Here is a 14,679-nt window from a genome sequence, read left to right as displayed (position 1 = left end):
ATTTTCAATTATCAATTTCTGAATTTAGGGGAAATATAAGGAGTGAAATTATGAGGGATAAGATTTTTATAAAGGGTGCTAAGGTTAATAATTTAAAAAATGTAGATTTAGAGATTCCACGAGATAAATTTGTAGTTTTTACTGGACTTTCGGGATCTGGTAAGTCTTCGCTGGCTTTTGATACATTATATGCAGAAGGGCAGAGAAGGTATGTAGAGTCGCTGTCAGCTTACGCAAGGCAGTTCTTAGGTAATATGGATAAGCCTGATGTTGAATACATAGAGGGACTATCTCCTGCGATTTCTATAGATCAGAAAACAACTAATAGAAATCCACGTTCTACAGTGGGTACTGTAACTGAAATTTATGATTATTTGAGATTGCTTTATGCTAAAGTTGGAACGCCTCATTGTCCTAAATGCCGCAAGGAGATTTCTCAGCAGACTGTAGATCAGATGGTGGATAGAATAATGGATATGCCACTAAAAACCAAGCTTTTAATTCTATCGCCCATAATAAGGGGGAAAAAGGGTGAGCATGTTAAGATATTAGAGAATATTAAAAAGAATGGCTTTGTTCGAGCTAGAATAGATGGCAATATAGTAGAACTTATGGAAGAGGAGATAAAGCTTACAAAGACTAAAAAGCATAGTATAGAGATAGTCATTGATAGAATTTCTGTAAAAGAGGAAATTCGTGGTAGGCTTTCTGAATCCTTAGAAAGTGCTTTAAAATTAGCAGAGGGAACAGCTATTGCTAGTGTCGTAGATGGAGAAGACATGCTTTTCAGTGAACATTTTGCTTGCCCGGATTGTGGTATAAGTCTAGGGGAACTAGCACCTAGGATGTTTTCTTTTAACTCTCCTTTTGGTAAGTGTGATACTTGCGATGGACTTGGTACCCTTATGGAAATTGATGAGGATTTAATTATGCCCGATAAAAGTAAGAGTATTTTGGGTGGAGCTATTTTGTCCTTTGGAGAAGGTAGCCTTAAGGAGGATTCTTGGACTTTTGCAGTATTAAAGGCACTAAGTGAAAAATATAAGTTTAGTTTAGATACGCCTATAGAAGAATATGATCCGGAAATCCTTAAAATACTATTATATGGAACTAATGGAGAACGAATAAAGGTAGAATATGTTAAGGAGTATAGGACAGGTACCTTTAATCATATTTATGAAGGTATTATAAACAATTTAAAAAGGCGATATTTTGAAACCTCTTCTGATTATATAAAAAGAGAAGTTGAACAATATATGGGGGATAATGCATGCCCTAAGTGCAATGGTGCAAGGCTGAGTCCAGAGGCATTAGCTGTAACTGTGGGTGAAAAGAATATATATGAATTTTGCAATATGTCCATTGTAGATGAAGTGAAATTTTTAGGTGAAATTGAATTGTCAGAAAAAAATAAGATGATAGCTAGCCAAATTTTTAAAGAAATAAATAATAGACTTAGTTTTCTTAAGAATGTGGGACTTGATTATCTAAATTTAACAAGATCTGCAGGTACCTTGTCTGGTGGAGAAGCACAGAGAATAAGACTAGCTACTCAGATAGGTTCAAGCCTCATGGGAGTTTTATATATTTTAGATGAACCTAGTATTGGACTTCATCAAAGGGATAATGAAAAACTTATTAAGACATTAAAACAGCTAAGAGATTTAGGGAATACGCTAGTAGTTGTAGAACATGATGAGGACACCATGATGGCAGCAGATTATATTGTAGATATTGGACCAGGAGCTGGAGAACATGGTGGAGAAATTGTGGCGGCAGGAACAATAGACGACATAAAGAACTGCGAAGAGTCAATTACAGGGCAATATTTAAGTGGTAAAAAGAAGATTGAGGCTCCAGATAAAACAAGAGAGTCTAATGGTTCATGCATAAAAATAATTAATGCGAAGCAAAATAACCTTAAGAATGTTAGTGTGGAGTTTCCAGTGGGTGTATTTACATGTGTAACGGGTGTTTCCGGATCCGGAAAGAGTACTTTAGTAAATGAAATCCTATATAAAGGTCTTAACAAGAAGCTAAATAATTCTAAAAAGAATGCAGGACTTCATAAAGATATTTTAGGTGTAGAGAATATAGATAAAATTATAGACATAGACCAGGGTCCTATTGGACGTACTCCAAGATCCAATCCAGCTACTTACACAGGTGTCTTTGACATAATTCGCGAGGTTTTCTCCATGAGCTCAGAATCCAAGGTGCGAGGTTATAAGCCAGGTAGATTTAGTTTTAATGTAAAGGGTGGAAGATGTGAAGCTTGCAGGGGTGATGGGATAATTAAAATAGAAATGCAATTTTTATCTGATGTTTATGTGCCTTGTGAGGTTTGTAAGGGCAAAAGATACAATAGAGAAACCTTAGAGGTTAAGTATAAAGGAAAGAATATTGATGAAATTTTAAATATGACTGTGGAGGAAGCTGTAAAATTCTTTGAAAATATTCCAAGAATACATAGTAAATTTAAAACACTGATAGATGTTGGACTAGGTTACATTAGACTAGGTCAGCCTTCCACTCAATTATCTGGTGGTGAGGCTCAAAGAATTAAACTGGCCTCAGAGTTATCTAAGAGAAGTACAGGTAAGACTTTTTATATTTTAGATGAGCCTACTACAGGACTTCATATTGATGATGTTAGCAAACTTATTAAAATACTTCAAAGATTAGTTGACGCAGGTAACACTGTAGTGGTAATAGAGCATAATTTAGATGTTATAAAGTGCTCAGACTATATTATAGATTTAGGACCTGAGGGTGGAGATAAGGGCGGTTACATTATGTGCAGCGGAACTCCAAAAGAAATATCTTTAAATGTAAATTCATATACAGGACAATATTTAAAAAAGATGTTATAATTTATTCAAGATTAGCATATTAATTTAATGCTAGTCTTGGATTATTTTTTAAAGAGGAGAAAGTGACTTATGACTATTATAAGCTCGATTATGAAGTATGCAATTATAGCGGTTATTTACCTTATAATAATATTTGCTTTGAGAATAATGTATAAAGACATAAAAGGTGGTGCAAAGAAGAAACCGGTAATAAAGAAAACTATGGGGCTTGAGGTTATAGAAAGAGGAGAAAACTTTAACTTAAGAGTTGGTGCTGTTATTCCTCTGAATGATGAACTTTCCGTAGGTAGAAAAGCAGATAATCTTTTAATATTAGGTGATAAATACGTGTCTTCTCAGCATGCAAGGATATATAGAAAAAATACAGATTATATTCTGCAGGATTTGGGTAGTACTAATGGTACATTAATGAACAACAAAAAAGTGAAGGATAGGGTTGTTATAAAAAAAGGTGACGAAATTAAAATAGGAACTTCAATTTTTAAGGTTATAGGATAAATTGTGAGTGTTAACAACATTTCAGAAGGAGAGACTCATAAGCACATATGTGGAGATGACGACCACAGATAAAAATAAAACTTTAGTTGGTGATAAAACCTCCTTCTGAAGTTGTTAAATTTCAGCACCGAAGGTGATGAACAGCTGCGTAGGTGATGATTAAAGAGGTGATAGTATGGAAAGTATAAAGGAAGAACGGAAACTTCTAAGGTATACCTATCTTTTATGTATAGTTTTATTTGTAAATATGTTCTTTATTGGTAAAAACGGACTTGATAAAGGCGCCTTAATAATGGGTGTAATAATATGTATACTTTTTGCCTATTCTCATTTTATAATAAGAAGATTTTTCCCCGACGGAGATAAATATATTTTACTGTTTTCAAATGTTTTAGCGGTTATAGGCATGGGTATTTTATATAGACTAGACTCTCCTACTGCGCTTAAACAACTTATATGGTATACCGTAGGCATTGCCATATTTATTTTAGTAGTAGTGCTTTTTCCTAGTTTAACTAGTTTTGGAAAGTATAAATGGTTTTACCTGATAGCCACGATTATTCTTATGGCCTTAGGAAGTTTATTTGGGGACGAAGTTTATGGAGCTAAAAACTGGATATCTATTGGTGGCTTTAGTTTTCAACCAACAGAATTTGGTAAATTGTCACTGGTGGCATATTTAGCAGCATCACTACAGCATTATGGTAATGATACTAAACAAAAATCAGATTTTATAAAACTTAAAGCGTTAATTGAGCCTGGAATTGTAGTTATGATTTCACTTGGACTTATGGTGCTTCAAAAGGATTTAGGATCAGCACTTCTGTTTTTTGCTATTTCAGTAACAATGTTATATATTGCTACTTCAAAGTTTAAATACGTACTAGTATGTTTAGTACTCTTCATGGTGGGGGGATTTATAAGCTATAAGCTTTTTGGGCATGTGCGCCTAAGGGTTTTAATTTGGGGAGATCCATGGAAGTATGGGTACGATCAAGGACATCAAGTAGTGCAATCTTTGATTTCTATAGCATCAGGTGGACTTTTTGGAACTGGTATGGGGCTTGGATATCCCAAAATGGTTCCAGTAGTTACTTCAGATTTCATATTTGCAGCTATTTGTGAGGAAATGGGGCTACTGACTGGACTTGCTATGCTTATCTTATATTTTTTATTATTTTATAGATGCATGAGGGTTCCTGTTTACAGTAAGGATAATTTTTCAAGACTACTGGCAGTGGGTTATAGTACAATGATAGCAGCTCAGGTATTAGTTATTGTAGGAGGTGTAGTTGGAGCTATACCATTAACAGGAATAACCTTACCACTGGTTAGTTATGGCGGAAGTTCTATGATAGTAACTTTCTTTTCGTTAGGTATACTTCAAAAAATTTCGGAGGACGGTCAAAGTTATGAATGATATTGTTATTAATATAAAAAAAGTAATGTTGGTATTTTTAATACTTTTTGTTGCTTTAATCTCCTATATAACCTATATTTATATGTTTAATAGTCAAAAGGCAGTGGCAAGTACTTTTAATCATAGATTATGGGCAGAAAGAAATAAAGTGCTTAGGGGAACCATTTACGATAAAGATATGACCCCCTTAACTAAAAGTACGAAAACAAGTGAAGTGTCTCAAAAACAGGAATATTTGCAGGGTGAAGTTTTTGCTCATGCTATAGGGTATATGAATCCTATATATGGACTTGCAGGACTTGAAAAAAAATATGATGCAGAACTTATGGGGTCTGAAGACACTGTAGCCTCAAAGCTTTTTGACTTTAATAAAAAGGAAGAAGAAAAGGTTGGCAATGGCCTGCGAACTACACTTAATTCTAAGCTTCAAAAAAAAGCTTTTAGTCTTTTACAAGGTAAACGTGGTTCAATAGTGGCTTTGAACCCCAAAACTGGGGAAATTCTGGCAATGGTGTCTATGCCTTCTTATAACCCTAATAATTTAGAGAAGGATTGGAAAGGAATAGTTGCAAATAAGGATATGCCATTGCTTAATAGAGCAGTATCTGGGCTATACCCACCGGGGTCTATATTTAAAACTATTACGGCAATAAGTGCTTTAGAGAACATTCCAAGCGTTTACAATAAGAGATTTGAAGATAATGGTTCATTAGTTTTCAATCAAAGTTCATCACTTAAAAATTATGATGGTGAGGTTTTTGGAAATATAGATTTTAGAACTGCTTATTTACATTCTAGTAATGTGGTTTTTGGGTCATTGGGTATTGAACTTGGAAATAAGGCGCTAAAGGATACTACCGAAAAATTTTATTTTAATAAGGATATTCCAGCATCAGGCTTAACAATAGAGAACAGTAAATTTCCAAGTTACAAAAGCAATGAAAAAGGTAATATAGCACAAAGCGCTATAGGTCAAGCTGAGGTTTTAGCTACGCCTATGGAAATGGCATTAGTTGCAAGCACTGTTGCTAATGATGGCATTATGATGCAGCCAATGTTGGTTAAAGAGATATTGAGTAGTAAGGGGAAATCACTAAAGAAAATAGAGCCTAAAGCATTGGGAGAAAACATGTCAAAGGAAAATGCGAAGATAATGAAAGATTTAATGAAGGATGTAGTGGCTGAAGGCACAGGGAAAAACGCAGCTGTGGATGGCATAACTGTTTGTGGGAAAACAGGCACTGCAGATCATAAAGGTGACTCCAGTAAACAAGTGGGTCCACATTCCTGGTTTATTGGTTTTGCACCATATGAAAATCCTCAAATTGCCATAGCGGTAATTGTAGAAGAGGGTGGAGTAGGTGGCGGAGTTGCTGCTGAGATAACTAGAGAATTAATTAAAGTTTATTTGCAATAAAATTAAAAAACTATACCTTAGTACTTGGGAATACTAATATTATAAAGTCAGATATGGAACCATATCTGACTTTATTTTCATATACTTTATTATTATATATTGCGGCGACCCAGGAGATGAATTAACTAATGAAGTTAAATGGTAAGGCGAATTCTATAATAGTAGTAAAACAACATGTGTAGCAATTTGTTATAAATTGCCCAGGAAATAGGACTATATAACTATAATTATGACTATATATGGTTGTTTGTGAACATGTGCCACAGAGAAAGACTAGGAGGCATAACAATTGATAATTGTTATGTACCCCAGAGAAGGTTAAGGGGGGGTTAATGTGTTTGATTTTGAATATCAACTAAAAATTCTTCCAGAGGCACCAGGAGTATATCTTATGAGGAACCATCTTGGTGAAATAATATATGTAGGGAAGGCTAAAATATTAAAAAATAGGGTAAGACAATACTTTCAAAATTCAAAGAATCATTCTGAAAAAGTGAAGGCTATGGTAAAAAATATAGCTGAATTTGAATATATAGTGACGGATTCAGAAATGGAAGCACTAATACTAGAGTGTAATCTTATTAAGAAATATAGTCCAAGGTACAATATTTTGCTTAAGGACGATAAACATTATCCTTTTATAAAAATAACCATAAATGAGGAATTTCCAAGAGTTTTTGTAACTAGAAATATTGCAAATGATGGAGGAAAATATTTTGGACCATATACAGATTCGGCGGCTGTATATACCGTTATTGAACTTATAAAAAAAATATTCCCCCTTAGAACCTGCAAGCGAGTTATTAAAGAAGGATTACCTCATACAAGGCCTTGCTTAAATTATCATATTGGGCTTTGCAAAGCTCCTTGTGCTGGTTATATTAGTAGAGAAGATTATGGTAAATTCATAAAAGGTACAATGCAGCTGCTTACAGGAAAAGATACAAATATAGTGGATGATCTAAAGGAAAAAATGGGAAGTGCAGCAGAATCTTTGGAATATGAAAAAGCAGCGGGTTTTCGAGATAAAATTTTGGCGGTAGACAAGATAAACGAAAAGCAAAAAATTGTAATAGGTAATTGTGAAAATGAAGATTTCGTTAATTTATATGTGGATGAAAAAGATGTCTGTCTTCAGGTGTTTTTCCTTCGGGATGGAAAGATAATAGGTCGGGAACATTTTATTTTAAATGACGAAGCGGGTGAACTAGGAAGTGAGCTTATAGAAGGATTTATAAAGAGATTTTACGGAGGTACAGCCTTTATTCCTAAAACTATATATGTTCCTTTTATAAATGAGGGAGAGATTTTGGAGCAATGGCTTAGCATGAAAAAAGATTCAAAGGTAACCATTAAGATTCCTCAAAAGGGAGAAAAGAAGAAGACCTTAGAGATGGTAGAAAATAATGCTAAGATAACCCTTGCGCAATTCAAATTAAAGGATAGAGAGGATAAGGAAATTCATAAAATTGCATTGCAGGAGCTTGTAGAACTATTGGAACTTGGCGAAATACCTGAGAGAATTGAATCCTATGACATTTCGAATATAATGGGGGTGGATTCTGTAGGTACCATGGTAGTTTTTGAAGATGGAAAGCCTAAAAGTAGCGATTATAGAAGGTTTAAAATAAAATCAGTAATAGGAGCTAATGATTATGATAGTATGCGTGAAATCTTAGAGCGGAGATTTAAGCGTGGACTTTATGAAGTGGAAGAAATAAAAGAAAGAAATTTAGAATTAAGTAAAGGCAAGTTTTGTATATTCCCTGATTTAATTCTTATGGATGGCGGAAAAGGACAAGTCAATGTGGCGTTAGAGGTGTTAAACAATCTTAATATCGATATACCTGTATGTGGAATGGTTAAGGATGACAGGCACAAAACTAGAGGACTTATATATAATAATATAGAGCTGATTATGAAAAGTAATTCTCAAAGCATGCATTTAATTACTAGAATACAGGATGAGGTGCATAGATTTGCTATCACTTACCACAGAACCTTAAGAGATAAAAGAACTCTATATTCTATATTAGACAATATACCTAATATAGGGGAAAAGAGAAGAAGAGAGCTACTCAAGAAATTTGGTAGTATTGATAATATAAAAAATGCGAGCAATAAGGAATTAATGGAAACACCCTCCATGGATAGTAAAGCGTCGCAATGTGTTTTAGAATATTTTAAAAAACAGTAAATAATGACCTAGGAATTAATAATGAATTTAAATTGTTGAAATATCTTGTGAAAAAGGGTAAACTAAAATAGCTATAACTTTCCTAACATGAATTATAATTTATGTTAGGAAAGTATATAAATATATTAATATGTTCAAGGAGAGTATATGAAGCAATATGTAGAATTATTTAAACAATTATATGAAGTAATAGACAAAGCAAACATAATGATAGATGAGCCAATGAAAAACCATACTTATTTCAAGGTAGGTGGGCCAGCAGATATCTTAGTAACTCCAGAAGATATTAAAGAAATTCAAGCTATAATAAAAATTTGCAAAGAAAATGGAGTTAAATATTATTTAATAGGCAATGGTTCTAATTTATTAGTAAAAGATGGTGGAATTCGCGGGGTAGTTATAAAACTATCTAAGATTGATAAAATTGAGGTAGAAGGAAATAAAATAATGGCACAAAGTGGAGCCACATTATACAACGTGGCTGAGGTAGCTTTGGGCAGTGGGCTTAAGGGCATGGAGTTTGCCAGTGGAATTCCAGGTAGTATTGGCGGCGCAGCAGCTATGAATGCAGGAGCCTATGATGGCGAAATGTCTATGGTAATGGAAAGTATGTTAGCAATCGATAATAATGGAGAATTATTAACTTTAACAAAGGGCGAAATGGAACTTGATTATAGGAGTAGCGCAATTTTTAAATACGGATACACAGTAGTATCAGTTACTCTTAATCTCCAGGTTGGAGATGTGGAAGTTATAAAAGCGAGGATGGACACTCTTGCAAAAAGAAGAAGTGATAAGCAACCTTTAGAATACCCATCAGCCGGAAGTACATTTAAAAGGCCAGAAGGTTATTTTGCTGGTAAACTTATAGAAGATTGTGGATTGAAAGGTACTTATGTTGGAGAGGCTCAGGTATCTGAGAAGCATTCTGGTTTTATTATTAATAAGAAGAATGCCAGTGCAAAGGATATTCTGGAATTGATACAGCTTGTTCAGAATCAAGTGAAAGAAAAATTTGGGGTACAACTTCACACCGAAGTAAAAATTTGGGGAGAAGAAAAAGAATCATCTAAGCAAGTTTAAATAACCACATTTTAGAAGGATTTTCTTCTGAAATGTGGTTTTAATATAATTAAATAATCATGGGATACACAGTAAGAAAAGAAATTTTGGGTTTAAGCTTTTTATAAAGAGGGGTTTTTGATAAGTTACTAAAATGCACAACGGGATAAACTGTTGTGCATTTTTTTTCACATATACCCTGGACATCTCTTTAAAAAATATCCTTGTCATGACTAACTTGTTATTTTTTTCAGATGCCTAATCACCCCTAAATGTGTTATAATAAAAAAATGAAACTGTATTATTAATAATCTTTGTAAAGGGGGGTTTTTAAATGAGATTTGTTATATTAACGGGGCTTTCCGGTGCTGGTAAAACACAAACTATAAGAAACCTTGAAGACTTAGGATTTTTTTGTGTAGATAATTTGCCACCTACAGTAATTCCTAAATTTGCAGAGGCATGTTATCAAACCAACGGAAATATAGATAAAATTGCACTAGTTATAGACATTAGAGGCGGAAAATTTTTTGATGATTTGTTTGAAAGCTTAACCTTTCTAAAAGAACAAGGATATATGTATGAAATATTATTTTTAGAGGCTTCAGATGAAGTACTTGTTAAAAGATATAAAGAATCAAGACGAAAACATCCTCTAGCTCCAGAGGGAAGAGTTTTAAATGGAATTGCAACCGAAAGAAAAAAACTTAAGGATGTACGTGAGCGTGCTGACCATATAATTAATACTACTAAACTTTCTGCAAGAGAGCTTACGGAAGAAATAAATAATATTTATGCGGAAGAAGGTCAGATGGAGACAAAACTTATGATAACTGTGCTTTCTTTTGGCTTTAAATATGGGATACCTGTAGATTCGGATTTAGTATTTGATGTTAGGTTTTTGCCAAACCCATATTATATTCCAGAGCTTAAACAGTATTCAGGTAATGAAAAACCTGTTCGCGATTATGTACTAGATTTTGAGGGAACTATAGTATTTATAGAGAAGCTTCAGGATATGTTAGAGTTTCTTATTCCAAATTATAAAAAAGAGGGAAAAAGACAACTTATAGTTTCTATCGGATGCACAGGGGGAAGACATAGATCCGTAGCTATAGCCAACAAAATTTATGAAATACTAGAGCAAAGCGGATATAGCGTCAATATAGATCATAGGGATATATATGAAGATGTGAATAGAGGTGGCGGAAAGCTATGATAACCAGGGATTTGCTCAAACCTGGTGTTAATATAAAAAGATGGGTTCTTGTAGGTATTATAGGGATTTTCTTATTGTTTTATGGAGTTAATGAGTTTATTAATAAAAAATATTTGTGGTCTATAAAGTCAGCTTTTCCTGTTTTTTTCATTGGTATCGGAGTTTTGATTTTGTATATTGCTTTAATGCAAATTATTAAATCATTTATTATATTGATAAACATAGGAAATGTAGATGTAGCCATTGACTCGAAAAACTTTGGAGATTTGATTTATGAAAAGAGAGCACTTGTAAAAGGTCCTAAAATTGTAGTAATCGGAGGCGGTACAGGTCTTGCAACTATGCTCCGAGGCTTAAAAAAATATACCAATAATATAACTGCAATAGTTACGGTGGCAGATGATGGCGGGGGATCGGGTGTTTTAAGGGAAGATTTAGGTATTCTTCCCCCTGGGGATATTAGAAATTGTATTTTAGCTTTAGCAGATACGGAGCCACTAATGGAGGAATTATTGCAGTATAGATTTAAAGATGGGCGGCTCAAGGATCAAAATTTCGGTAATTTGTTTTTAGCAGCAATGGATGGAATTTCAAATAATTTCGAAGAAGCTGTTCAGAAAATGAGTTCGGTGCTAGCTGTAACAGGAAGAGTTATACCAGTTACACTAGATAATATGGTATTAAAGGCGAAACTCCAAAATGGAAAAATAATTGATGGAGAATCCAATATACCCAAAGCTGCCCTAGATTATAACAGTCCTATTGAGGAGGTTTTTATAGAGCCTATAGATGCTAAAGCAATTAAGGAAGCATTGTTTGCCATAAATGGTGCAGATGCAGTAATCCTAGGACCAGGTAGTCTCTATACTAGCATTATTCCCAATCTATTAGTACGGGAGATAAGAGATGCCTTAGATAAAACAAAAGCCTTAAGGATTTATGTGTCAAATATAATGACTCAACCAGGAGAAAGCGATAATTTTTGCGTATGCGACCACATAAAGGCTATACATAAGCATGCTGGATGCAAGGTTGTAGATTATGTTTTAGTTAATGTAGGGAGATTAAGTAATGATTTAGAAGAAAAATATCAAAAAGATAATTCTAATATGGTTAATATAAATGAAAAGGAAGTTAAAAAGCTGGGTATAGAGGTAATTAAGAGCGATTTTGTAAAGATTCAAAAGGGATACGTAAGGCATGACGCAGACAAGCTTGCAGCCATTATATTAGAAACAATTATGGAAAAAAAACTATTTTACGATAAGAAGAGAATAGTGGAGTATTTTTATTTATCACAGAGGCTTAAGGAACATAAAAATAAATAATGATCCATATTTATTTTTATGATCTTTGGGAAAATAAACGCAGTAAGGAGTAAAATAATGTCATTTTCGTCTAAGGTTAAAAATGAAATTTGTAGATTTACAGAAATGAGTAAGAAAGAAGCCATGGCAGAACTTGCGGCTATAATGAAGGTTAGTGGAACTATTGGACTTGGTTCAAATAAACAAGTAAATTTTCAAATAACTACCGAAAATCCTGCAATTGCAAGACTTATCTTTAAATTATTAAAGGAGCACTTTGCCATTCATGCTAGGCTACTAGTCAAAAGAAGTAATTCTCTTAAGAAAAAGAATGTTTATGTGGTTATAATTACAGAAGAAATGGGTGTTAAAGACTTATTAAAGCAAGTGGCAGTACTAGAAGACGAGAACTTTTTTTCCATAGATTATACTATACCAGAAAGGTTAATTGATGCTGAAGAATGCAAACGTAAATATATAAGAGGTGCATTTTTAGGTGGTGGAAGTATCAGTAATCCAGAAAAAAACTACCATGTAGAATTTGTTACGCATGACAGTGATTATGCGCAGGAACTGTGCACACTTATTAATAGTTATGGACTATGTTCAAAGATAATACAAAGAAAAAGTAGTTTTGTAATTTATATTAAAGAAGGTGAGCAGATTGTTGATCTACTTAATATCATTGGTGCTCATAACTCATTATTATTCCTGGAGAATGTAAGAATAATGAAGGAAATGAGGAACAATGTAAATAGGCTTGTGAACTGCGAAACCGCCAATCTTAGCAAAACAGTGAATGCATCAGTAAGACAAGTGGAGAGTATTAAATTAATACAAAAGGAATTAGGGTTTCAAAGGCTTCCTAAAAATTTAAGGGAAATTGCGGAACTTCGCCTTGAGTACCCAGATGAATCACTAAAAGAGCTTGGTGCAATACTTGAACCACCAGTGGGCAAATCTGGAATTAATCATAGATTAAGAAGAATAGAAAAGATTGCTGAGGAATTAAGGAAAGAAGGAAGGTAAAACATCTAATGTCAAAGCATGAAGAGATTGTTAATTTTATCATTTCCCTAGATATTGGAACTAAAATTTCAGTAAGGGGCATAAGTAGCGAACTCGGCCTTAGCGATGGTACAGCATATAGAGCTATAAAAGAAGCTGAAAATATGGGAATTGTTAAGACTGTACCTAGGGTTGGAACTGTAAGAGTAGACAAAGTAGATAAAAAAAATATTGAAAGCTTGACTTATGCTGAAGTTATAAACATCCTTGATGCAACAATTTTAGGTGGAAAAAAGGGCATAAACAGAAGTTTAAATAAATTCATAATAGGGGCAATGGCTGTTGAAACTATACATAAATATATAAGCCCAGGGTATCTACTTATCGTTGGAAATAGGGAAGAGGCGCAAGAACTTGCCCTTGAAAATGAAGCCGCGGTATTAATTACTGGAGGCTTTAATTGTAGTGAAAAAATAAAGGCCTTGGCAAACGAAAAGGGTATTCCTGTATTGTCTTCATCTTATGATACCTTTACAGTGGCAAGTATGATAAATAAGGCTATTTATGAAAGCATGATTAAAAAAGAAATTATTTCAGTTGAAGATGTAATGGAAATACATCCCAAGTATCTTAGTGGTACTGACACTGTTGCTACCTGGAGAAAACTAATGATGGAAACTAATCATGAAAGATATCCTGTGGTAGATGAGAATATGAAGCTTATTGGCATAGTTACACTAAGAGATTTACAAGGGCATGATGATGAAAATGAACAAATATATAAGGTTATGAGTAAGGATACTATAAGTGTAACACCTAAAACAACAGTAGCTTATGCTGCTCACATTATGGGATGGGATGGAATAAAGCTCTGTCCTGTGGTTAATAAGAAAAAGCTAGTAGGAGTTCTAAGTATTGAGGATGTTATAAAAGCAATGGAGTTTTCACTAAGGCAGCCTCAAGTATCGGAAACTATAGAAGATCTTATTTTAAAGAATTTCAAATGTGATATTGAGGGGGAGAGGCTACACTTTAATGGCCAGATTATTCCTCAAATGTTAGACCCTGTTGGAACTGCATCTTGGAGTTCACTTAATATGCTTTTATCAACTATGGGAATAATGGCACTCAGAAAAAATAACAATATCAATATTTCAGTAGATAGTATTATGGCATATTTTATGAAACCTGTACAAATGGGTAGTGATATAGATATATATGCAGAAGTCCTGGATAAGGGTAGAAGTTTTTCTAAAGTAGAAATCAGTATGTATAATAGACTTAAGCAGCCCGTGGCAAAGGCTATGATTTCCGCAAAAACATTTAGTAAATAATATATGGGTTGATATTAATATGATTTTATGAGGAGGTACTTTAATGTTTACACACATAGTATTTTTCAAGTTAAAAAATAAAGAGCAAGCACAGGGTGCTAGAAATATTTTACTCAGTATGGAGGGAAAGATACCACAACTTAAGGGGCTAGAAGTGGGAGTGGATGTTCTACATACTGAGCATTCTTATGATTTAGTTTTGATTACTAGGTTTGACTCACTAGGCGATATGAAATCTTATGCGGTACATGAGTATCATGTAAATGAGGTGCTTAAATATTTAAAACCAATGCTAGAGTCTTCTAAAGTTGTGGACTATGAGAGTTAAATTGGGGATTAATTAA

At 33.7% G+C, this 14,679-nt stretch carries 11 protein-coding genes; all 11 read left to right on the top strand.

What is annotated here, in order from left to right; genetic code table 11:
• Positions 1 to 50 precede the first annotated feature (50 nt).
• The 11 genes from uvrA (at position 51) to G9F71_RS21440 (ending at position 14,663) form a co-directional block, all read left to right on the top strand.
• On the top strand, positions 51 to 2,873 hold the full coding sequence (gene uvrA / locus G9F71_RS21490; protein ID WP_164948677.1) for an excinuclease ABC subunit UvrA: 2,823 nt from the start codon (positions 51 to 53) through the stop codon (positions 2,871 to 2,873).
• Positions 2,874 to 2,942: 69 nt separating this feature from the next.
• Positions 2,943 to 3,371, top strand: a complete 429-nt coding sequence (locus tag G9F71_RS21485; RefSeq protein ID WP_164948676.1) for an FHA domain-containing protein — start codon at positions 2,943 to 2,945, stop codon at positions 3,369 to 3,371.
• A 175-nt stretch (positions 3,372 to 3,546) separates the two neighbouring features.
• Complete coding sequence (locus G9F71_RS21480) at positions 3,547 to 4,791, top strand: FtsW/RodA/SpoVE family cell cycle protein (RefSeq protein ID WP_164948675.1); 1,245 nt, start codon at positions 3,547 to 3,549, stop codon at positions 4,789 to 4,791.
• Positions 4,784 to 6,208, top strand: coding sequence for a peptidoglycan D,D-transpeptidase FtsI family protein (locus tag G9F71_RS21475; protein ID WP_164948674.1), 1,425 nt, complete (start codon positions 4,784 to 4,786; stop codon positions 6,206 to 6,208). The genes G9F71_RS21480 and G9F71_RS21475 overlap by 8 nt, the downstream gene beginning before the upstream one ends.
• A gap of 334 nt (positions 6,209 to 6,542) precedes the next feature.
• On the top strand, positions 6,543 to 8,405 hold the full coding sequence (gene uvrC / locus G9F71_RS21470) for an excinuclease ABC subunit UvrC (RefSeq protein ID WP_164948673.1): 1,863 nt from the start codon (positions 6,543 to 6,545) through the stop codon (positions 8,403 to 8,405).
• A 147-nt stretch (positions 8,406 to 8,552) separates the two neighbouring features.
• On the top strand, positions 8,553 to 9,488 hold the full coding sequence (murB, locus tag G9F71_RS21465; RefSeq protein WP_164948672.1) for a UDP-N-acetylmuramate dehydrogenase: 936 nt from the start codon (positions 8,553 to 8,555) through the stop codon (positions 9,486 to 9,488).
• 313 nt (positions 9,489 to 9,801) lie between these two features.
• The gene (gene rapZ / locus G9F71_RS21460; RefSeq protein ID WP_125004175.1) at positions 9,802 to 10,686 is read left to right on the top strand and encodes an RNase adapter RapZ; all 885 of its coding nucleotides are present in this window, start codon (positions 9,802 to 9,804) and stop codon (positions 10,684 to 10,686) included.
• Positions 10,683 to 12,014 (top strand): uridine diphosphate-N-acetylglucosamine-binding protein YvcK, encoded by a 1,332-nt coding sequence (locus tag G9F71_RS21455; RefSeq protein ID WP_164948671.1) that lies wholly within the window; start codon positions 10,683 to 10,685, stop codon positions 12,012 to 12,014. Before rapZ ends, G9F71_RS21455 begins: the two co-directional genes overlap by 4 nt.
• 57 nt (positions 12,015 to 12,071) lie before the next feature.
• On the top strand, positions 12,072 to 13,022 hold the full coding sequence (gene whiA / locus G9F71_RS21450) for a DNA-binding protein WhiA (RefSeq protein ID WP_125004171.1): 951 nt from the start codon (positions 12,072 to 12,074) through the stop codon (positions 13,020 to 13,022).
• An 8-nt stretch (positions 13,023 to 13,030) separates the two neighbouring features.
• Positions 13,031 to 14,335 carry a DRTGG domain-containing protein gene (locus G9F71_RS21445; protein WP_125004169.1) on the top strand — a complete coding sequence of 435 codons (1,305 nt, stop codon included), beginning with the start codon at positions 13,031 to 13,033 and terminating at the stop codon, positions 14,333 to 14,335.
• Between the two features lie 43 nt (positions 14,336 to 14,378).
• Positions 14,379 to 14,663, top strand: coding sequence for a Dabb family protein (locus G9F71_RS21440; protein WP_164948670.1), 285 nt, complete (start codon positions 14,379 to 14,381; stop codon positions 14,661 to 14,663).
• Positions 14,664 to 14,679 lie beyond the last annotated feature (16 nt).

This window comes from Clostridium sp. FP2 (assembly GCF_011065955.2).
Taxonomy (GTDB): domain Bacteria; phylum Bacillota; class Clostridia; order Clostridiales; family Clostridiaceae; genus Clostridium_AD; species Clostridium_AD tagluense.
This window is presented reverse-complemented; position numbering and strand designations above follow the sequence as displayed.

What these genes read in the sequence shown, in the direction of transcription:
- murB (WP_164948672.1), top strand. Translation starts at nt 8,553, where the DNA reads ATGAAGCAATATGTAGAATTATTTAAACAATTATATGAAGTAATAGAC.
- G9F71_RS21480 (WP_164948675.1), top strand. Translation starts at nt 3,547, where the DNA reads ATGGAAAGTATAAAGGAAGAACGGAAACTTCTAAGGTATACCTATCTT.
- G9F71_RS21485 (WP_164948676.1), top strand. Translation starts at nt 2,943, where the DNA reads ATGACTATTATAAGCTCGATTATGAAGTATGCAATTATAGCGGTTATT.
- G9F71_RS21445 (WP_125004169.1), top strand. Translation starts at nt 13,031, where the DNA reads ATGTCAAAGCATGAAGAGATTGTTAATTTTATCATTTCCCTAGATATT.
- G9F71_RS21440 (WP_164948670.1), top strand. Translation starts at nt 14,379, where the DNA reads ATGTTTACACACATAGTATTTTTCAAGTTAAAAAATAAAGAGCAAGCA.
- whiA (WP_125004171.1), top strand. Translation starts at nt 12,072, where the DNA reads ATGTCATTTTCGTCTAAGGTTAAAAATGAAATTTGTAGATTTACAGAA.
- rapZ (WP_125004175.1), top strand. Translation starts at nt 9,802, where the DNA reads ATGAGATTTGTTATATTAACGGGGCTTTCCGGTGCTGGTAAAACACAA.
- G9F71_RS21455 (WP_164948671.1), top strand. Translation starts at nt 10,683, where the DNA reads ATGATAACCAGGGATTTGCTCAAACCTGGTGTTAATATAAAAAGATGG.
- G9F71_RS21475 (WP_164948674.1), top strand. Translation starts at nt 4,784, where the DNA reads ATGAATGATATTGTTATTAATATAAAAAAAGTAATGTTGGTATTTTTA.
- uvrA (WP_164948677.1), top strand. Translation starts at nt 51, where the DNA reads ATGAGGGATAAGATTTTTATAAAGGGTGCTAAGGTTAATAATTTAAAA.